Here is an 18,736-nt window from a genome sequence, read left to right as displayed (position 1 = left end):
CCCCTGTTCGTTCGAACGAACAATAACGCGTTCCAGTTGGGCGGGCAAGCCCGCCCGTGTGCCTTTGTGGCGGTCCCGGGCGCCGGAAAGGCGCACGACCCCTCGCCTGTCCGCCCCGCATGAAAGACTCACGGAGTGAGGTTGTATCGGGACAACGCGGTGGTGCTCCGCCAGCACAAATTGGGTGAGGCGGATCGCATCGTCACCCTGCTCACTCGCCGTCACGGGCTGGTGCGAGCCGTCGCGAAGGGCGTGCGCCGCACCCGATCGAAGTTCGGTGCCCGGCTCGAACCGTTCGCGCACATCGACGTTCAGCTGCATCCCGGCCGCTCGCTCGACATCGTCACGCAGGTACAGACCCTCGACGCCTTCGCGGCCGACATCGTCGACGACTACAGCCGGTACACGACCGCCTGCGCGATCCTCGAAACCGCCGAGCGGCTCGCCGGCGAGGAACGTGCCCCGGCGCCGCGCCTGCACGCGCTGACCGTCGGTGCGCTGCGTGCCCTGTGCGACCGGATCCGCCCACCGGAGCTGATCCTCGACGCCTACCTGCTGCGAGCCATGACCTACGCCGGTTGGGCGCCCGCGATCGGCCGTTGCGCCCGCTGCGACCGGCCCGGTCCGCACACCGCGTTCCACGTCGCCGCCGGGGGAGCGGTCTGCGTGCATTGCCGGCCGCCCGGCGCGGCTACCCCGGCACCGGGTGTCCTCGCCCTGATGGACGCCCTGAACCACGGGCGGTGGGACGGCACCGAGACCGCCGACCCGGCGGTGCGCAGCCAGGCCAGCGGCCTGATCGCCGCGCACCTGCAGTGGCACCTCGAACGGCGGCTGCGCACGCTACCGCTCGTCGAGCGTTCCACCGACCGTCCGGCAGCCGGTGCTGTAGGGCGTGACGCCGGTGCTGTAGGGCGTGACGCCGGTGCCGTGGGGCCCGACGCCGATGCTGTCAGGCAGGATGAAGACCGTGATTCGACGACGCGCCCCGCAAGCATCGCCTGACCGCGCGATCCGGCCACCGGCCCCCCACCCGTCCGGTGCCCGGCCCCCGATCCTGCAGCCCGAGTTGATCCCCCGGCACGTCGCGCTCGTCATGGACGGCAACGGCCGCTGGGCGCAGGAACGCGGACTGCCGCGCACCGCCGGACACGAACGCGGTGAGGCCGTGCTCATGGACACCGTCGAAGGCTGCATCGAGATCGGTGTCAAATGGCTCTCGGCGTACGCGTTCTCCACGGAGAACTGGAAGCGCAGCCCCGAGGAGGTGCGCTTTCTCATGGGCTTCAACCGCGACGTGATCCGCCGCCGCCGCGACGAGATGCACGAGATGGGCGTGCGGGTGCGCTGGGCGGGCCGCCGGCCCCGGCTGTGGCGCAGCGTCATCAAGGAACTCGAGATCGCCGAGGAACTCACCAAGGACAACGACGTGATGACCCTGGTCATGTGCGTCAACTACGGCGGACGTGCCGAGATCGCCGACGCCGCGCGCGAGATCGCGCGACGCGTCGCGGCGGGTGAGATCGACCCCGAGAAGATCACCGAGGCGACGATCGAACGGTACCTCGACGAACCCGACATGCCCGACGTGGACCTGTTCTTGCGCCCGTCCGGCGAGCAGCGCACGTCGAACTTCCTGTTGTGGCAGGCCGCCTACGCCGAGTTCGTGTTCCAGGACAAGAACTTCCCCGACTTCGACCGCCGCGACCTGTGGGCCGCGTGCGTCGAATACGCCTCCCGTGACCGCAGGTTCGGTGGAGTCAAGTGAACGAACTGCGGGATCGGATCGGCGCGGCCCTCGCCTCGTTCGTCGACTTGCACGAGCCGTCGGTCGACGGTGACGACTCGTTCGGATTCGACTACGCGGGCGTGCCCTGTGCCCTGCGGGTGGTCACGCTCACCGAGGGGCTCGACGTCGTGTCGCTGACGAGCGTGCTCGGGTGGGACCTCGCCCTCGACGACGATCTGCGGGCCCGCATCGCGTCCGCGGCGGACGCGGTGCAGTTCGGATCGGTGCACGCGGTCGAGCGGGAGACCGACGCCGACGTGGTGCTGCGCTATTCCTTCCCGGTGACCGGACTGGGCGACACGGCTCTGACGACGATGCTGCTGCTGGTGCTCGGCGGTGCGGCCGACGCGCGCACCGCGATCGTCGAACCCGAAGCCGGAACCGAGGGGGAGCGGTGAGCAAGAAGAACGGGCGCAAGAAGGGTGCGAACAAGAAGCGGGCGGGTGCCGAGGTTGTGAGCACCGGGACCGCGGGCGGCGCGCAGTCGCTCGAGGAATTGTGGGCCGTGCCGGTGGACACCGAGGACGACGACGCATTGCGCGACGCGGTTCGACGGATCCTGGCGGACGTGCTCGACGAGGCGCCGGAACCGGACGAGGACGGCGACCTACCGATCTGGCTCGGTGATGTGATCACCTACGCGTCCGTCGACGCCGAGGACGCCGTCGTGGAACTGCGCACGTTCCTGGCCGAAAGGATCGCCGGACGGACCCGTGCCGCCGAGGTGCTCGGCGACCTCCAGTCCGAGTGGCCGGACTTCAAGTTCGTGCTGCACAAGGACCGGGTGACGGCCGAGCAGCGTGTCCCCGCGTCGCCGTTGGTCCCGATGCACCTGATCCGTGCGGTCGGGGCGATCGTGCCGCTCGTCGAGGAGGCCCGCGTGCTGGCGTCCCGCCTCGGTGGCGAAGCGTGCGTGTTCGACGGCGAGGCCACCGGAACCGATCGTGCGGTCGGCGGAAACCTGCTCGCCGACGCCGGGTGCGACTGCGGAAACTGCGCCTGCGGCTGAGCCTCGGCCGGATACGTCCGGCTCAGCGCGACTGCTCGCCGTCCGCAGCGGCGCAGTCGCGGCACGTGCCGAAGATCTCGATGGTGTGGCTGACATCGGCGAACCCGTTGGATTCGGCGATCTCGTGGGACCAGCGCTCGACCTCCGGTCCGTCCACCTCGACGGTGAATCCGCAGGTGCGGCACACCAGGTGGTGATGGTGGCCCGACGAACAGCGCCGGTACAGCGACTCGCCGGTGTCGGTGCGCAGCACGTCGACGCTGCCGGCTTCCGCGAGCGACTGGAGGGTCCGGTACACGGTGGTCAGTCCGATGCCGTCTCCGCGCTTGCGCAGTGCGTCGTGCAGGTCCTGCGCCGACCGGAACTCCTCGATGTCCTCGAGCAGGGCCACGATCGCGCTGCGCTGCCTGGTGGAACGGACCCCGACGACGGGCTTGCGGGCAGAGGTCACGGCGAGGTCAACCTTCCTGAACGTGGGCGATGGCGTCGACGACGATGTGGGCGAGATGGTCGTCGGCGAGGCGGTACAGCACTTCGCGGCCGGACCGTTCCCCGCGCACGACCCCGGCCGACTTGAGCACCCGCAGGTGCTGGCTGATCAGCGGTTGCGTCACGCCGAGCGCCCCGACCAGTTCGTGCACGCAGCGTTCGGATTCGCGCAGTTGCAGCACGATGGCGATGCGGACCGGCGCGGACAGCGCGCGCAACAGTTCGCCGGCGAGCGTGAGCGTGTGGTGTGACGGAGGCGTGAGGTGTTCGTCCCGGCACTCGTGCTTGTCGATGGGGACGCTCAACGGTTCTCCTTCGACGGGCGGTAGTGTTAATGCAAACCGATTCCATTTTGATATGCACGAATGTGCATGTCAACCGGCTCGGAATTCGACCTGCAGGAGCGGAGCGATAGGCTTACCGGCGACGTATGTTGCGAACCACGCATCGAAGATGGAGAGAACCCGAGTGGCACCCAAATCCAAGATCGATACCGTCGCCAACCTCGCCAAGCGCCGGGGCCTGGTCTACCCGTGCGGTGAGATCTACGGCGGTACGAAGTCGGCCTGGGACTACGGGCCGCTCGGCGTGGAGCTCAAGGAGAACATCAAGAAGCAGTGGTGGCGCAACATGGTCACCAGCCGCGAGGACGTCGTCGGCCTCGACTCCTCGGTGATCCTGCCGCGCCAGGTGTGGGTCGCCTCCGGCCACGTCGGTGTGTTCAACGACCCGCTGGTCGAGTGCCTGAGCTGTCACAAGCGGCACCGGCAGGACCACCTGCAGGAGGGTTACGCCGAGAAGAACAAGCTCGACGATCCCGACTCGGTGCCGATGTCCGACATTCCGTGCCCGGACTGCGGCACCAAGGGTCAGTGGACCGAGCCGCGCGACTTCAACATGATGCTGAAGACGTACCTCGGCCCGATCGAAAGCGAAGAGGGCCTGCACTACCTGCGCCCGGAGACCGCCCAGGGCATCTTCGTGAACTTCGCGAACGTGCTCACCACCTCGCGCAAGAAGCCGCCGTTCGGCATCGGCCAGATCGGCAAGAGCTTCCGCAACGAGATCACCCCGGGCAACTTCATCTTCCGGACCCGCGAGTTCGAGCAGATGGAGATGGAGTTCTTCGTCAAGCCGGGCGAGGACGAGGAATGGCACCAGTACTGGATCGACTACCGGATGGACTGGTACACGGGGCTGGGCATCAACAAGGACAACCTGCGCCTGTACGAGCACCCGCAGGACAAGCTGTCGCACTACTCGAAGCGCACCGTCGACATCGAGTACCGCTTCCACTTCCAGGGCAGCGAGTGGGGTGAGCTCGAGGGCGTCGCCAACCGCACCGACTTCGACCTCGCGACGCACGCGAAGCACTCGGGCACCGACCTGAGCTACTTCGATCAGACGACGAACGAGCGCTACACGCCGTACGTCATCGAGCCGGCGGCGGGTCTGACCCGGTCACTGATGGCCTTCCTCGTCGACGCGTACACCGAGGACGAGGCTCCGAACGCCAAGGGCGGTGTCGACAAGCGCACCGTGCTGCGCCTGGACCGCCGGCTCGCTCCGGTCAAGGCCGCGGTGCTGCCCCTGAGCCGCAACGCCGACCTGAGTCCCAAGGCCAAGGACCTCGCCGCCCAGCTGCGCCGCAACTGGAACGTCGAGTTCGACGACGCCGGTGCCATCGGCCGCCGCTACCGTCGCCAAGACGAGATCGGTACCCCGTTCTGCATCACCGTCGACTTCGACACGCTCGAGGACCAGGCCGTCACGATCCGCGAGCGCGACACCATGGCGCAGGAGCGCGTCGCGCTCGATCAGGTCGAGGGCTACCTCGCCCAGCGCCTGATCGGCGCCTGACCCGCCGAGCGGGGACTTCGTGCCGGCCGGGCCGGGAGGTGATCGCACTCCCGGCCCGGTCCGGATGGTCGACTCGTCACGTGGGCGGCGGCGTGCGGCGTTAGCCTGAGGAGGCAACCGCCTCGTCGCACACCGTGCCTGGAGCAGAGATGCCCGATACCGGTAGTACCCCGACCACGAGCAGTACCCCGACCACGAGCCGTACCCCGACCACGACTGTCACCGACCCACCGACGGACGCCTCCAATGCGGATCTCGTCCGATGGGCGATCGGTCGAATCAACGCCGAGGACATCGACAGTCTGCGCAACCGTCTCTGGACGGCCGAGTCCGTCGTGTACTTCCCGACCGGGTCGTGTCGCGGTGCCACCGAGATCGGCGCCTACTTCGACCGCGTCTACTCCGCGGTGACCGACTTCGCCATGGAGATCTCGGCGATCGCCGAGTCCGGTGACGACGTCCTGGTCCACTGGCGTCTGAGCGGCCGCCACACCGGCACCCTCTTCGGGGTCGCCGGTACCGGGCGGCACGTCGAGCTCGAGGGTTTCGACCACTTCGTCCTCGCAGGCGGCAAGGTCGTCACCAACACGGTGCGCTACGACCAGATGGAGTTCGCCCGCCAGATCAAGATGTTGCCGCCCGACGGATCGATTCCGGATCGCGTGACGAAGGCAATCTTCAATGCCGCTACGCGGATAGCGCGTCTCGCGCGTCGCCGTTAGCGGCCCCGAGCAACCACCGGTTCGGCGAGACCCTGTCCCTCGCACACGGTCTGGAGCCGCGCGAGTGTCGCGTCGAGGCCGGGGCCGAGCCTCGGGCCGGGTGTGAAGGTAGCCGGGAGATGCCGCATCCCCTGGATGATGCCGATCGTCTCGTAGTGCACGGCCTCGTCTGCAGCGCAACGGAAGTCGGGAATCCGATCGAGGACGGCCAGAAGCATCCGCTTGAACACCGTGCGGGCCACGTTCGATCCGATGCATCGGTGGATGCCCAGCCCGAAACTGAAGTGCCGGTTACCTTTCCGTTCGAGGTCGACGGTGTCGGGATCTTCGAACAGCGACGGGTCGCGATTGGCCATCGCCCACGACAGCCACAGTCGCTCACCTTCGCGGAGGTCGACACCGGCGTATTCGTAGTCGGCGCAGATGGTTCGGCCGTCTCCCGGGGTCGGTGTGAAATACCGCAGGAACTCCTCGGTCGCCGAATCGAGCAGGGTGCCGCGCTCGCGGTCGAGACGGGCACGTTCATCCGGATGCTCCGAAAGCCACTCGAACGCATGGGCGGTCAGGGCCGTCGTCGTGTCGAATCCGCCGCCGATCAACAGGTTCAGCATCCCGAGGATCTCGATGTCCGGCGGCGTCTGCCCGTCGACCTCGGCGCGGACGAGTGCGTCGACCAGCCCCGGCCGCGGCGACTCCCGCACCTCGAGGATCGTGGCGAACAGATCCGTGCCCATCGCCCGGTGCAGTTCGAGGACCCGGTCGCGATCCGGCGAATCCGGCGGCGTGTACAGCGCCGCGTGGGCGGGTTCGCTGTAGACCTCCCACTTGTGCAGCGGAATCCCCAGCATCGCCAAGGTCAGCACGGCCGGAACGATGTTCGCGAGGTCGTCGACGAAATCGATGTGCCCGCTCGCGATCTTCTCGTCCATGCACGCGTGGGTGACCTCGTCGACGAACGGGATCCAGCGCGCGACCGCAGCCGGTGACAGATACGGGTTGAGGATCTGCCGGTACGCCTGGTGTTCGGGTGGATCCATCTCGAGGATGCCCGAGCGGATCGGGTTCTCCGCGTGCGGGATCGTGATACCCACATAGCCGCGCCGGACCCCGTTCACGTCGTTGTCGTTGGAGACGACCTGCGACCGCGCCAGGTGGAAGACCTCCTCGGCGCCCGCGGCGACCCAGTGCCCGCCGTGGGTGTCGGTCCACGCCAGGGGACAGTGCGCCTGCATCTCCTTGGTGATCGCTTCGAACCGGTCGCGGTACTCCGGCGCGTGCCGATCGAAATGGAACCGCTTCTTCCCCTGCTCGGTGTTCGTCACGACCACAGCCCCCCGTCGGCGATGGGCAGAAGGCTAGCAGTGCCGTCGCCGACGGGAACCGGATTCGCTGACTTCGGTCAGAAACGTCCGCCGCTGCTGCGGCCGATGCGGCCCGAGCTGCTGGGCCCGCCGAACGAACCGGGTCCGCGACCGCCGCCCCCGCGGTAGCCGCCGCGCCGCGAGTGGCCGCCCCCGCCCCCGCCGCGCAGGATGCTGTCGATCAGGATGCCGCCGAGGATCGCGCCGGTCATGTCGTTGCCCGAGCTGCGCGGCTGCTGACGCTGCTCCCACTGCCGCACGTCGCTCTGCGCGGCCCACAACGCCTTCGCGCCCAGCTGTGTCGCGGCCTGCGCGTGCTGCAACGCCTGCGCCGTATCGGTCGAGGCGAGCTGCTGCGCCGCCTGCAGGTGCCGTTGTGCCTCCGACAGCCGGGTGCGGGCCTCGGCGCCGACCGCGCCGCGCCGCGTGCCGATGAAGTCGGCCGCGGACGTGACCTGCGATTGCGCGGCCGTCAGATCCTGCTGCAGCTTCTGCCGGGTGCGCTCGGCCTGTTCCTGCGCCTCGCGGGTGCGGGCGAGCACCGCGTCGAGCGTGGCGTCGGCCTCGGCGACGCGGGTGAAACTGCCCAGGGGGTCGGACGCCTGCGCGGCACGCGCGTGGGCGAGAGCCTCGGTCGCCGCGGCCTTCGCCTTCGCCAGGTCCGCACCGCCGCTCGCCGCGAGCTGTTCGGCGGCGGCGACACCCTGCTCCAGGTCCGCGATCGCCGCGGGCAGCGTCGCCATCGCGTGCCGGATGTCGGCCTCCGCGTGATCGACACCGTCGAGCAGCGTCGACGCCTGCGTCAGCGCGCCCTCGGCCGCCCGGATCGCACCGACCGCCGGACCCTGCTTCCCGACCGGCAACGCGACAGCGTCGCGACCGTCGGCGATGGACTTCTCGGCGAACGCGAGCTGCTCACGCGCGAGCGCGGTGTTCTGCGCGACCGGCGCGAGCGTCTCGGCGGGGAACTCGGCGCGCAGCGCGGTCAGCACCGCCTCGGACGCGGGCACCCGCGCGGTGAGGGTCACGACCTGCTGGGTGAGCGCGTCGAGTCGGGCCGGGGCGTCGAGCAGCAGATCACGCATCCCGTCGAATTCGGTGACCCGCGCGTCGAGTTCGCGTCCGGCGCGCCCGCACGTGGAGATCAGATCGACGAGCATGTCGCGGCGTTGCTGCGGGGTCTCGGGAATCGCGTCGTCGAGGCGCTGCCGGATCTCGAAGGCTTTCGCGAGCGCGGCCTGGGCCTGGGCGAAGGCCGTCGCGAACGGGGCGACGGCCTGCTCGCCGAACTCGCCGCGCGCCAGTTCGAGTTCCTCGGCGCTGGTGCGCACTGCGTTGTCGGTGTCGACGAGGATGTCCTTCGCGCGGGCGTCGAGGACGTCGAGCGGCAGTGCCGCCAGAGCGGCGGTGTCGGTCGGGTCGATCCCGGCCGCGGCCTGGGCACCGGCCTCGGCACGCTTGCGCTTCGACCGCCGTGTGTACAGGTAGACGCCCCCCGCTCCGGCTACGACGACACCGCCACCGACGATCAGCGGCGTCATCGACGCAGGGGAGAGAGCGTCGTCCAGGCCCTCGGCCGCGGCGATGGCGGCACCGGCCCAGTCCTCCTCCACCAGTTGCGGCCGCACCTGGTTCGTGGCGATCGACTCGACCTCCGCGTCGGAGACGTCGGTCACGTCGTTCGACACCCAGAAGCTGTAATCGCGGTCGGTGGTGGCGACGGCCAACAGCGCCGTCTTCGGCCCGAATCCGCTCGCCTTCGCCGTGGCCTCGGTCCAGTCGGCGCCGGACATCCCGGAGAAGCTCGGTACGTACGCGACCCACAACTGCACCTGGTGCTCGCCGTACAACCGGTCCAGTGCCGACTGGACCTCGGCCTTCGCGTTCGCGTCCAGCACGCCGGAGGAGTCGGTGATCTGCCCGGGCAGGCGCAGCGGGGTGTCGGCGGACGCCGCCCCGGGCCACAACAACAGCACCAGCAGTGCCAGCACAGCGGGCACAGCCGCGAGGATCGGGCGGGGGACCGGTCGGGTGGGTGCCGCAGCGGCAGCGGACGAGTACACGGGCATGGCGTCGAATCTAACGGTCGCGGGAGCGGTGCGCGTGCGCGTGCGTGGCGCGTCGTCGGCCGAACCCGGCGCGGGCGCTGGCAGAATCGTGGGGTGAGTACCGCAGCCCGCCGATCCCGGCCGAACCCGCCGCCCGCCTCGCAGCGTCGCGGCGTCGGTGCGGGTTTCGCACGGTGGACCCGGCGGATCGTGGTCGGCGTGATCCTTGCCGCGATCGCGGTCGTCGCCGGCACCGCGGTGCGGGTCTGGCAGGTCGCCCGGATCGACGACTGGAGCCACGCCGACGCGATCGTCGTCCTCGGTGCCGCCCAGTACTCGGGGACACCGTCGTCGGTGTTCGAAGCCCGGCTCGAACAGGCCGTGCAGCTGTACGAGAACGGGGTGTCCGACACGGTCGTGACCGTCGGCGGCAAGCAGGAAGGCGACCTCTACACCGAGGCCGCGGCCGGCAAGAACTATCTGATGTCGCGCGGGGTGCCGGGCGAGGCGATCCTCGCGGTCGAGGAAGGCACCGACACGCTGCTCAGCGTCGAGGCGGTCAGCCGGGAGATGCACGAGCGGGGCATGTCGTCGGCGGTGCTGGTCAGCGATCCGTGGCATTCGCTGCGGACCCGCACCATGGCGCGCGACGCCGGGCTCGAGGCGTGGACCGCCCCGACCCGGACGGGACCGGCGGTGTTCACCCGCGAATCGCAGATCCACGGCATCGCCCGGGAAACCGGAGCCCTGGTCTGGTACCAGTTGACGCACGGCTCGGCGGACTTTCCCTACACCGCCGCGCAGTGAGTTCCGGCGCAGCTGAGGAGGGTGGATGCAGGGCTACACCGAACACGAACTCGAGCGCCGCGTCGTCGAGGCCCCCAAACGGTCGGGAATCGCCGGTGCGGAGGCCGCGGCCGCCGAACGCACCCCGTTCGCGCGGGACCGCGCGCGTGTCCAGCACTGCGCCGCGCTGCGCCGGCTGGCAGACAAGACGCAGGTCGTCGGGCCCCGCGACGGCGACACCCCGCGCACACGGCTGACCCACTCGATGGAGGTCGCGCAGATCGGCCGGAGCATCGCGGAGGGACTCGGTGCCGACCCCGACCTGGTCGATCTCGCCGGTCTCGCCCACGACATCGGGCACCCGCCGTACGGGCACAACGGTGAACGGGCCCTCGACGAGGTCGCGGCGAGCTGCGGCGGCTTCGAGGGGAACGCGCAGAACCTGCGCATCCTGACCAGCCTGGAACCGAAGATCCTGTACCCGGACGGGCACAGCGCCGGGCTGAACCTCACCCGCGCGACCCTCGACGCGACCCTGAAGTATCCGTGGACCCGCCCCCGGCCCGGCGCGAAGTTCGGTGCGTACGACGACGACGCCGAGGTCCTCGCGTGGATCCGGAAGGGCGCACCGGACCGGAAGAAGTGCCTCGAGGCGCAGATCATGGACTGGTCCGACGACGTCGCCTATTCGGTGCACGACGTCGAGGACGGTGTCATCGACGGCCGCATCGACCTGCGGGTGCTGTCCGACCCGGCGTCCGTGCAGGGACTCGTCGACGTCGGCATGCGCGAGTTCTCCGACCTGGTCCCGGACGAATTGGTCGAGGCCGCCGAGCGGTTGTCCCGGATGCCGGTGATCCTCGGCGTCGGCGTCTACGACGGCACTCTCGCCAGTTCGGTTGCGCTGAAGAGACTCACCAGCGAACTCGTCGGCCGCTACGCCACCGCCGCGATCAGCGGCACCCGCGAGGTCACGGGCGGGGAACCGGTCAGCCGCTACGCCGCGGACCTCGTGGTGCCGCCGCTCGTCGCCGCCGAGGTCGCGCTGCTCAAGACCATGGCACTGCAGTTCGTCATGTCCGACGGGGCGCACCGCAAGCGCCAGGAACGCCAGCGTGAACGCATCCACCGGGTCGCCGAATGGTTGCTGCGCACCGCCCCCGTCGGTCTCGATCCGCTGTTCGTCCCGGCATGGGAGGACGCGAAGGACGACGCGGCGCGCGTGCGGGTCGTCGTCGACCAGATCGCCTCGTGCACCGAGTCCCGGCTGGAGCGGATCGACAAGGACAGTCTGGCCGCGCAGGCGGGCTGGGGGTAGCGGTCGGCGAGCGCTTAGACTCGTCCCGTGGCCGGCCGAATTTCCGACAGAGACATCGCGGCCATCCGCGACCGCATTCGCATCGAGGACGTCGTCGGCGACTATGTCGCGCTCAAACGCGGCGGTGCCGACTCGATGAAGGGCCTGTGCCCGTTCCACGACGAGAAGTCCCCGTCGTTCCACGTCCGGCCCAACCACGGCCATTTCCACTGCTTCGGTTGCGGCGAGGGCGGCGACGTCTACTCGTTCCTGCAGAAGATCGAGCACATCAGCTTCGTCGAAGCGGTCGAGCAGTGCGCCGAACGGGTCGGCTACACCATCAACTACGAGGGCGGTGGCCCGTCCGTCCAGCGCGACCGCGGTACCCGTGCCCGGCTGATCGCCGCGAACGCTGCCGCACAGGCCTTCTACGCCGAACAGTTGCGCACCCCGGACGCGCAGGCAGCGCGCGACTACCTGACCGAACGCAACTTCGACGCTGCCGCCGCGCAGATGTTCGGCTGCGGCTACGCGCCCGCCGGGTGGGACGCGCTCACCAAGCACCTGCTGTCGAAGGGTTTCGAGTTCGCCGAACTCGAGGCGGCGGGGCTGTCGAAGCAGGGCCGCCGCGGTCCCATCGACCGCTTCCACCGCCGCCTGCTGTGGCCCATCCGCAATCTCGCCGGCGACGTCATCGGCTTCGGCGCGCGGCGGCTGTTCGACGACGACACCCTCGCCGCGAAGTACGTCAACACCCCGGAAACGGTGTTGTACAAGAAGTCCCAGGTGCTCTTCGGTCTCGATCTCGCGAAACGTGAGATCGCCAAGTCGCATCAGGCGGTGATCGTCGAGGGCTACACCGACGTGATGGCGATGCACCTGGCCGGTGTGAAAACCGCTGTGGCGTCCTGTGGTACGGCCTTCGGCGACGAACACCTGTCGATGCTGCGGCGACTGCTCATGGACGACAGCTACTTCCGCGGCGAGATCATCTACACCTTCGACGGTGACGCGGCCGGGCAGGCCGCGGCGATGAAGGCGTTCGAGGGCGATCAGAAGACCGCAGCCAAGACGTTCGTGGCGATCGCGCCGAAGGGCATGGACCCGTGCGAACTGCGCCAGGCCAGCGGCGACGGGGCCGTACGGGATCTGGTCGCCCGCCGCACCCCGATGTTCGAGTTCGTCGTCAGGTCGATTCTCGCCGAGCACGACCTCGACACCGCGGAAGGTCGCGTGGAGGCGCTTCGCCGCTGCGTGCCGGTCGTCGCCCGCATCAAGGACCGCTCGCTGCGCGACAACTACTCGGTGCAGCTCGCGCACTGGGTGGGCTGGGACGACATCCCGACCGTGCGTCGTCGCGTGCAGGAGGAAGCGCGGCGCGGTAGTCGAGCGCCGGAGGCGAGGACCCGTGCGGCTGCGGCATCGACTTCCGAGCCGCCGGCGTCGGTGCTGCGTCGCCCGCGGCCGAACGACCCGTCGCTGTGGCCGCAACGCGACGCGTTGAAGGCGGCGCTGCAGTATCCGGGGATCGCCGGCACCGTGTTCGACTCACTGCCGGGGGAGACGTTCACCGACCCCGCCTACGCCGCCGTGCGTGAGGCCGTCGCCGCCGCCGGGGGCACCGGAGCCGGGCTCGGGGGCGCCGAATGGGTCGACGCCGTGAGCCGGGCCGCGACCGACCCGGTCGCGCATTCACTGGTCAGCGAGCTCGCCGTCGAGCCGCTGCCCGCCGACGACGAGCGGATGCCGCGCTACATCGGTGGGGTGCTCGCGCGGCTGCAGGAGGTCTGGGTGGGCGAGCAGGTCGCCGAACTCAAGTCCAAGTTGCAGCGCATCTCGCCGGCCACCGAATCCGACGAATTCCACGCCCTGCTCGGCGATCTCGTGGCGCTCGAGCAGTACCGCCGTAGCCTGCTGGACCAGGCCATCGGCGACGCCACCGGCGAGGGGCTGGCCGGCTGAGCTCCTATCGCTTCAGCTGATCACGCGGAATCATGATCGTGGTCTGCTCGTCGATCGGCTTCATCGGTTCGAGCTTCGGTTGCGGATTGATGGAGTCGGCGAGCTTCTGACGGCCCACCTCGATGGCCTTCTTGGTGACGGGGCTCGCCGCCACGGCCCTGGCGGTCTTGCTGATCTGTTCGTACCGGGCTCGGCCGGCTCGTGTTCCGAGCACATATCCCGCCGCCACCCCGACCAACAATCCGATCAATGTGAGAGTCCTTTCCACCCGTGTCTGCGCGTCGCGTACATCCTGCCCGATCGGGCGCCGCATGCCCACATGCAGGCGATTTGGTACCGCGGAGGGTGAAACGCTACAGTTCTTCTCGCACCGAGGAAAACCGCGGAGCACCGCAGGACAATCCCCTGTAGCTCAATTGGCAGAGCATTCGACTGTTAATCGAACGGTTGCTGGTTCGAGTCCAGCCGGGGGAGCAGAGAAGACCCCCACCCGATCCGGGTGGGGGTCTTTTTCTTTTCAGGGCTCGCGCGACTCTCAGCGCAGAACGGTGCCGCCGTCGACGTTGACGATCTGCCCGTTGATCCACGAGCCCTCGTCGGACATCAGATAGGCGACCATGCTCGACACGTCGCGGGCTTCGCCGGCCCGAGTGCTGCGGGACCGGCCGATGAGGGCTTTCAGAAGGTCGGGGTCGGCGCCCGTGCGGATCTCGTCGGTGAGGATCAGACCCGGGGCGACGGCGTTCGCCCGGATGCCCTCGCGACCCCAGCGCGAGGCGACGTGCCGTGTGAGGGCGTTGATCCCGGCCTTGGTCGCGGCGTATGCGGGCCGCTGCGGATCGCCGGTGAACGACGCGATCGACGACGTGTAGACGATCGCGCCGCCACCGGCCGCGAGCAGGTGGGGAACCGTGTGCCGGGTGACGAGCATGTGGCCGCGCAGGTTCACGGCGATCATGCGATCCCAGATGTCCAGGTCGATGTCGACGACGTCGGTGTCCTTCGACACCGAGCCCATGTCGCCCGCGTTGATGTGGACCGCGTCGAGCTTTCCGTAGGTGTCGATCGCGGCGTCGACGAGCGCCCGCACCGACTCGTCGACAGAGATGTCGAACTGGACTGCGGTCGCGGCGCCGCCCGCCTCGCCGATGGCAGCGGCGGTCTTCTCGGCCCCGGCGCCGTCCAGGTCGCCCACGACGACCTTTGCGCCCTCCCGGGCCAGTCGGGCGGCGGAGTCGGCGCCCAGCCCGGTCGCGGCGCCTGCCACCAGGACGACCTTGTCTTTCAATCCCTCCATCGCACGCCTCTCGTCTGCGGGAATATCGCTGGAAACAATGATTTCAGTGGCGAGAATATCATTCTTTATTTCCCGACCGAGGTTCTGAAGTGGCGAGGAGTGCCCGCGGATCTCGTTGCGAGCCATCGGTGACCCGGTGTGCGAACCTCCCCGCGAAGACGGGTAGCATTCTGGGCGCGCAGCCGGAGACGGCCGTGATGGGGCGGTAGCTCAGTCGGTTAGAGCCGTGGACTCATAATCCATTGGTCGCGGGTTCGAGCCCCGCCCGCCCCACGTCAGAGGGTGTTTCGGTCCACTTCGATGGGCCGATCCATCGCTTATTCATCTTTTTCAGCCACGACGCGGTCCAACAACTGGGCCACCGCCGAGTGTGTTCGGCCCCGCGACATGTACCGATCCATGGTCATGGAGACGTGTCGATGTCCGAGATGATCGGCTCCGACACGGGGCGACAGGCCCTCCTCATCGATCAGGGTGGCGACGGACTTCCGGAAGCTGTGGGTCGTGGTGTCCTCGACTCCGAGATCGTCGCGGACCTTCCGCCACTGCTTGCCGAAGTTGTTCGGATCGCGCAATGTGCCGGCTGTCGACGGGAAGATCAGCCCCAGCGATCCTCGTTGCGGCTGAGCTGCGCGACGCTCGAGCATCTCCATCGCGAACATCGGCAGTGGGATGGTTCGTAGCCCGGCGGCGGTCTTCGCGGCCTCCACGCGCTGCAGGCCGACGCTCTTCGCGCGCACCACCTTGCCGGTCACCGTGACCGTTCCGGCTTCTTCGTCGACGTCTGTCCAGCGAAGCGCGAGCAGTTCCGAGCGACGGAGGCCGGTTGCGATGAGGAATGTGATCGGGTCGACGAGATCATTCGCCTTGCAGTACACGGATTCGCCGAGCGCGACCAGTAGTGCGCGGAGCTCGTCGGCGGTGAGTGCGCGAGCGCCGGACGGTGGCGTCTTGGACTTGATCGGGGAGACGTCTCGAACAGGATTGCTGTCGAGTGCGCCCGCAAGGACTGCGAGGCCCAGCGCGCCACGCAGAATCGTCTTGGCCTGTCGGGCCATCGTCGGCCCGTGCGCCTTGCTCATCGCCCGAATCGCGGTGTCCACGCGGCGAGCGGTGGCTTCGCCCACCCGGACGCCACCGAGCTTGCCTTCGAGCTTCCCTGCCGCGAACTTGTAGGTGTCGATCGTCGAGGCTGCTCGGCCTTCCTCCTCGAGGCGCGCAAGGTAGGTCCGAACCAGCATCGCGATCGTCGTCGCGCCGGTTATCTCGTCCTCACTGGGCGTACGTCGTGAATCGAGGTGTTCGAGCAGTTCGTTCTCAGCGAGCTTGCCGTACTGGTCGCGTTGACCGGGAGGGGTGCGGCGCTCGACGATGCGCACGACGCCGTCGTCGTCACGGAACCTGCATCGTGCGAGCCAGACTCCACGGCCGAGATCCTTGCGCGTGATCTTGCCGTGCTGTCCGATACGCAGCGGGGGCCTACCCGGCGCCATCGCCTTCTACCTTCCGATGTTCCTCGACGAGAATCCCGCGGCGTTTCGCGGTCGCGATCCAGCGGGAAGCCGTCTGCTTGGTGAGGCCGTATTCGCGCGTCAGCACAGCAATCGGCTTTCGTCCTGTCGCCATGCAGAACGCGAAGATCTGCGAAATTGATTCGAGTGCTTCCTCGGTCGGGCCATCGTCGACGAAATCCGCCGACGGCCAGGCGAAATCGATTGACCGAAAAGACTTTCCATCCGGATCATCTTCGATGGCTTGTACGACTCGAAGCTTCTCGGCGGCCAACTCGACCCAGCTGCCGACCGGAATTCGGCGCAGATGGTCCGAGGTGATCGGCGGACCGTCCTCCGTTCTGACGGCGCGAAGTTCGGTGCAGGCGAGGCGTCCGTCGACCACGTCGATCTCCAACTCGACGTGGTGTTCGACGGGCTCGACGTCGTCGTCGGTCGAGGTTGCGGTGATTCGCGCAGGCACCTGGGCGAACAGGCGGCCGCCGTACAGGGACCATCCGGAGTTCTCGGGGAGTGGACCGTTTGTTGTCGTGAAGCTCGGCATGGCGCCCAGTGTGACATATCGCGAACAGTCTCGACAGAGGGTCTTGTTCCTTGATTCTCATCGTGCTACTTCTGATTGGGACAGTTCGCGAATAGTCCCAACGAGGAGTTGAGATGCAGACAAGTGACGACAGGTGGCTCACCCGGCAGGAAGTTGCCGACCGTCTGAAGGTGCCCGCGAAGACGCTCGCGCAGTGGGCGAGTCAGGGGAGAGGTCCGCGGTTCGCGCGAATCGGCCGGCACGCGCGTTACAAGCTCAGCGATTGCGTGGCCTGGGAGAACGAGCAGTTCGCCGGCGGCTCCCATTGAGGACCACGCCACGAACATCGCCGCCGACGGGGGAGTTGGAGCTCCGAGTCCCGCCGACGGCGCATCGAACCGAACCGATCACCAGAAAGGCAGGTCAACCATGACGGTACCTGCGATGTACTCGCTGAACCAGCTCGGCCGGCGGCTGATCCAGTGATGAAAGTCGGCTGCCCGCAGCTTCAATGACCACCACCCCGAGGGGCCGGTATCCGATCGGTGCCGGCTCTTCGGGGGTGCCCGAAAGACGTGGATATGCACACGAATCGCAGATCGTCCGGCTCCACCATGACCGCGCTCGACCGACTCCGGGATCGCTGGCACGAACACGGCCTGGTGTGGCGAGACGGTCCCGATAACACCGCTGCAGCGCAGGCCCCCGGACACTCGGCCGCCGACAGGTCAGTGACCTTCCGGCAGATTGCGGGCCAGGTGCTCATGAACTCGCACGCCGACGACAAGGCAGCCGTTCTGGATGCATTGGGTCTGACCCTGTCCGACCTATTCGACAACCCTGCGGGTACTTCCTACACATACCGGGACGGCCGCACTGTCTTCCGCAGCTACGACGACCGAGGACGTAAACGATTCAGCCAATCCGGAAACACCAAGGGCCGCGACCTGTTCCGAGCTGAGCGTCTCGACGACCACCGAACCGGCGACCCGGTCTACGTGGTCGAGGGTGAAAAAGACGTGTTGGCAATGGAATCCGTCGGTGCCGCTGCGGTGTCCCCGGCGATGGGGGCTGGGAAGGCCGGCCTGTTCGATTGGTCCCCACTGGCCGGCCACACCGTGGTGATCGTCGCTGACGACGACGAGCCCGGCCGCAAGCATGCTCTGCAGGTGTATGAGGTCGTTGAGTCGATCGCTGCGGGCGTGGCGATTGTTCAGGCGGCGACCGGCAAAGACGCGGCAGATCACATCACGGCGGGTCATGGTCTCGACGAGTTCGTGCCGATCGACCTCGGAGGCAAGACGGGTCGGCGACTGAAGGTCACCCGCGGCTCGGACGTGAAGCTTCAGCGCGTGCGCTGGGTGATGGAGGACTGGATTCCTGCCGGTTCGCTGACGCTTCTTGCCGGTAGGGAGGGTCTCGGCAAGTCGACGATCGCCGCTGCTCTGTGCGCGCAGATTACCCGCGGCACCCTCGAAGGCGAGCTGTACGGGACACCTCGAAACGTCCTGTACGTCCACTCCGAGGACTCGCGGGAGTTCACGGTCGCACCGCGTCTCAAGGCAGCGGGCGCCGATATGGCCCGCGTCCTGTTCGTGGACGTGGAGACCGCGCATACCGATGCCGGCACACTCGTTCTCCCGCTCGACAATCTCGCGCTCGAACGGATCATCGCGGCGGAGCACGTCGCGTTCGTGGTTCTCGACGCAGCAACCTCATCGATGGCCTCGGAGTTGTCCGGTAGGGACGACCGGGCCGTCCGGCAATACTTGGAACCTCTCGCCCAGCTCGCTGCTCGACAGGGGTGCGTGGTCTTCGGCCTCTGCCACTTCGGCAAGCGAGACGGCGCGGATACGGGCAAGCTGATCCTCGGCTCGATCGCGTGGTCGCAGGTAGCAAGGTCGGTCCTTTCGATCGCGCAGGACAGCGATTCCGGGCGCCTCATCGTCACCAACACCAAGGCCAACCTGGCGCCGCGAGTGCGGTCGTTGGAAGGAGAAATCGTGTCAGCGACAGTCGCGACCGAAGACGGCGATACGGAGGTGGGAGTCCTCCGGTGGCTGGGGGAGACCAGCCGTGATG

Annotated in this window: 19 protein-coding genes and 2 tRNA genes; 13 read left to right on the top strand and 8 right to left on the bottom strand. The window is 68.2% G+C overall.

The genetic code is table 11. The features are described 5' to 3' along the window. Nucleotides 1-135: 135 nt before the first annotated feature. The 4 genes from recO to ACWDTS_RS06240 are packed head-to-tail and all read left to right on the top strand — an operon-like array spanning nucleotide 136 to nucleotide 2,798. Nucleotides 136-1,005 carry a DNA repair protein RecO gene (gene recO, locus ACWDTS_RS06255; protein ID WP_450108066.1) on the top strand — a complete coding sequence of 290 codons (870 nt, stop codon included), beginning with the start codon at nucleotides 136-138 and terminating at the stop codon, nucleotides 1,003-1,005. Further along, nucleotides 962-1,768, top strand: a complete 807-nt coding sequence (locus tag ACWDTS_RS06250) for an isoprenyl transferase (protein ID WP_197252153.1) — start codon at nucleotides 962-964, stop codon at nucleotides 1,766-1,768. The genes recO and ACWDTS_RS06250 overlap by 44 nt, the downstream gene beginning before the upstream one ends. Beyond that, entirely contained in the window at nucleotides 1,765-2,187 is a 423-nt protein-coding gene (locus ACWDTS_RS06245; protein ID WP_197252152.1) for a hypothetical protein, read from the top strand. The genes ACWDTS_RS06250 and ACWDTS_RS06245 overlap by 4 nt, the downstream gene beginning before the upstream one ends. After that, entirely contained in the window at nucleotides 2,184-2,798 is a 615-nt protein-coding gene (locus ACWDTS_RS06240) for a T3SS (YopN, CesT) and YbjN peptide-binding chaperone 1 (protein WP_450108067.1), read from the top strand. The genes ACWDTS_RS06245 and ACWDTS_RS06240 overlap by 4 nt, the downstream gene beginning before the upstream one ends. Nucleotides 2,799-2,820: 22 nt before the next feature. Here ACWDTS_RS06240 and ACWDTS_RS06235 read toward each other — a convergent pair whose 3' ends face one another. Beyond that, on the bottom strand, nucleotides 2,821-3,249 hold the full coding sequence (locus tag ACWDTS_RS06235) for a Fur family transcriptional regulator (RefSeq protein ID WP_450108068.1): 429 nt from the start codon (nucleotides 3,247-3,249) through the stop codon (nucleotides 2,821-2,823). A 7-nt stretch (nucleotides 3,250-3,256) separates the two neighbouring features. Beyond that, nucleotides 3,257-3,580, bottom strand: coding sequence for an ArsR/SmtB family transcription factor (locus tag ACWDTS_RS06230; protein WP_248676688.1), 324 nt, complete (start codon nucleotides 3,578-3,580; stop codon nucleotides 3,257-3,259). A 175-nt stretch (nucleotides 3,581-3,755) separates the two neighbouring features. On the opposite strand from ACWDTS_RS06230, the gene ACWDTS_RS06225 reads away from it, so the two are divergent. Beyond that, nucleotides 3,756-5,147 carry a glycine--tRNA ligase gene (locus ACWDTS_RS06225; RefSeq protein ID WP_248676686.1) on the top strand — a complete coding sequence of 464 codons (1,392 nt, stop codon included), beginning with the start codon at nucleotides 3,756-3,758 and terminating at the stop codon, nucleotides 5,145-5,147. A gap of 149 nt (nucleotides 5,148-5,296) precedes the next feature. Then, nucleotides 5,297-5,869: an ester cyclase gene (locus tag ACWDTS_RS06220; protein WP_450117815.1), complete on the top strand. Its 573-nt coding sequence runs from the start codon at nucleotides 5,297-5,299 to the stop codon at nucleotides 5,867-5,869. Here ACWDTS_RS06220 and ACWDTS_RS06215 read toward each other — a convergent pair. Beyond that, entirely contained in the window at nucleotides 5,866-7,197 is a 1,332-nt protein-coding gene (locus tag ACWDTS_RS06215; protein WP_450117814.1) for a cytochrome P450, read from the bottom strand. The genes ACWDTS_RS06220 and ACWDTS_RS06215 overlap by 4 nt on opposite strands. A 71-nt stretch (nucleotides 7,198-7,268) precedes the next feature. Further along, nucleotides 7,269-9,299 carry a TPM domain-containing protein gene (locus ACWDTS_RS06210; protein ID WP_450117813.1) on the bottom strand — a complete coding sequence of 677 codons (2,031 nt, stop codon included), beginning with the start codon at nucleotides 9,297-9,299 and terminating at the stop codon, nucleotides 7,269-7,271. Between the two features lie 93 nt (nucleotides 9,300-9,392). Here ACWDTS_RS06210 and ACWDTS_RS06205 point away from each other — a divergent pair, with 93 nt between their 5' ends. Genes ACWDTS_RS06205 through dnaG form a run of 3 tightly spaced genes read left to right on the top strand, consistent with a single transcriptional unit; the run spans nucleotide 9,393 to nucleotide 13,323 of the window. Next, entirely contained in the window at nucleotides 9,393-10,085 is a 693-nt protein-coding gene (locus ACWDTS_RS06205) for a YdcF family protein (protein WP_374068734.1), read from the top strand. 25 nt (nucleotides 10,086-10,110) lie between these two features. Further along, entirely contained in the window at nucleotides 10,111-11,382 is a 1,272-nt protein-coding gene (locus tag ACWDTS_RS06200; protein WP_248676726.1) for a deoxyguanosinetriphosphate triphosphohydrolase, read from the top strand. A 27-nt stretch (nucleotides 11,383-11,409) separates the two neighbouring features. Next, a complete protein-coding gene (gene dnaG / locus ACWDTS_RS06195; protein ID WP_450108073.1) occupies nucleotides 11,410-13,323 on the top strand; it encodes a DNA primase in 1,914 nt (637 codons plus the stop codon). A 4-nt stretch (nucleotides 13,324-13,327) separates the two neighbouring features. Here the strand turns inward: dnaG and ACWDTS_RS06190 are convergent, their stop codons facing one another. Next, on the bottom strand, nucleotides 13,328-13,573 hold the full coding sequence (locus ACWDTS_RS06190) for a hypothetical protein (protein ID WP_197253597.1): 246 nt from the start codon (nucleotides 13,571-13,573) through the stop codon (nucleotides 13,328-13,330). Nucleotides 13,574-13,724: 151 nt separating this feature from the next. On the opposite strand from ACWDTS_RS06190, the gene ACWDTS_RS06185 reads away from it, so the two are divergent. Further along, nucleotides 13,725-13,797 (top strand) — tRNA-Asn (locus ACWDTS_RS06185). A 61-nt stretch (nucleotides 13,798-13,858) separates the two neighbouring features. Here the strand turns inward: ACWDTS_RS06185 and ACWDTS_RS06180 are convergent. Continuing rightward, nucleotides 13,859-14,620, bottom strand: a complete 762-nt coding sequence (locus ACWDTS_RS06180; RefSeq protein WP_197253599.1) for an SDR family NAD(P)-dependent oxidoreductase — start codon at nucleotides 14,618-14,620, stop codon at nucleotides 13,859-13,861. A 199-nt stretch (nucleotides 14,621-14,819) separates the two neighbouring features. On the opposite strand from ACWDTS_RS06180, the gene ACWDTS_RS06175 reads away from it, so the two are divergent. Continuing rightward, nucleotides 14,820-14,893 (top strand) — tRNA-Ile (locus tag ACWDTS_RS06175). 44 nt (nucleotides 14,894-14,937) lie between these two features. Here ACWDTS_RS06175 and ACWDTS_RS06170 read toward each other — a convergent pair. Together ACWDTS_RS06170 and ACWDTS_RS06165 are read right to left on the bottom strand one after the other, a co-directional pair. Then, nucleotides 14,938-16,113 (bottom strand): site-specific integrase, encoded by a 1,176-nt coding sequence (locus ACWDTS_RS06170; protein ID WP_450117812.1) that lies wholly within the window; start codon nucleotides 16,111-16,113, stop codon nucleotides 14,938-14,940. Next, on the bottom strand, nucleotides 16,100-16,675 hold the full coding sequence (locus ACWDTS_RS06165; RefSeq protein WP_450117811.1) for a hypothetical protein: 576 nt from the start codon (nucleotides 16,673-16,675) through the stop codon (nucleotides 16,100-16,102). Before ACWDTS_RS06165 ends, ACWDTS_RS06170 begins: the two co-directional genes overlap by 14 nt. 113 nt (nucleotides 16,676-16,788) lie before the next feature. Here ACWDTS_RS06165 and ACWDTS_RS06160 point away from each other — a divergent pair, with 113 nt between their 5' ends. Both ACWDTS_RS06160 and ACWDTS_RS06155 read left to right on the top strand, forming a co-directional pair. Next, nucleotides 16,789-16,983 carry a helix-turn-helix transcriptional regulator gene (locus ACWDTS_RS06160; RefSeq protein ID WP_450117810.1) on the top strand — a complete coding sequence of 65 codons (195 nt, stop codon included), beginning with the start codon at nucleotides 16,789-16,791 and terminating at the stop codon, nucleotides 16,981-16,983. A 285-nt stretch (nucleotides 16,984-17,268) separates the two neighbouring features. Then, the coding region (locus ACWDTS_RS06155; protein ID WP_450117809.1) for an AAA family ATPase at nucleotides 17,269-18,736 on the top strand (1,468 nt) is incomplete at its 3' end.

This window comes from Rhodococcus sp. NPDC003383 (assembly GCF_053589115.1).
The sequence above is the reverse complement of the archived record's forward strand: the minus strand, read 5'-3'. Positions and strand labels throughout refer to the sequence as shown.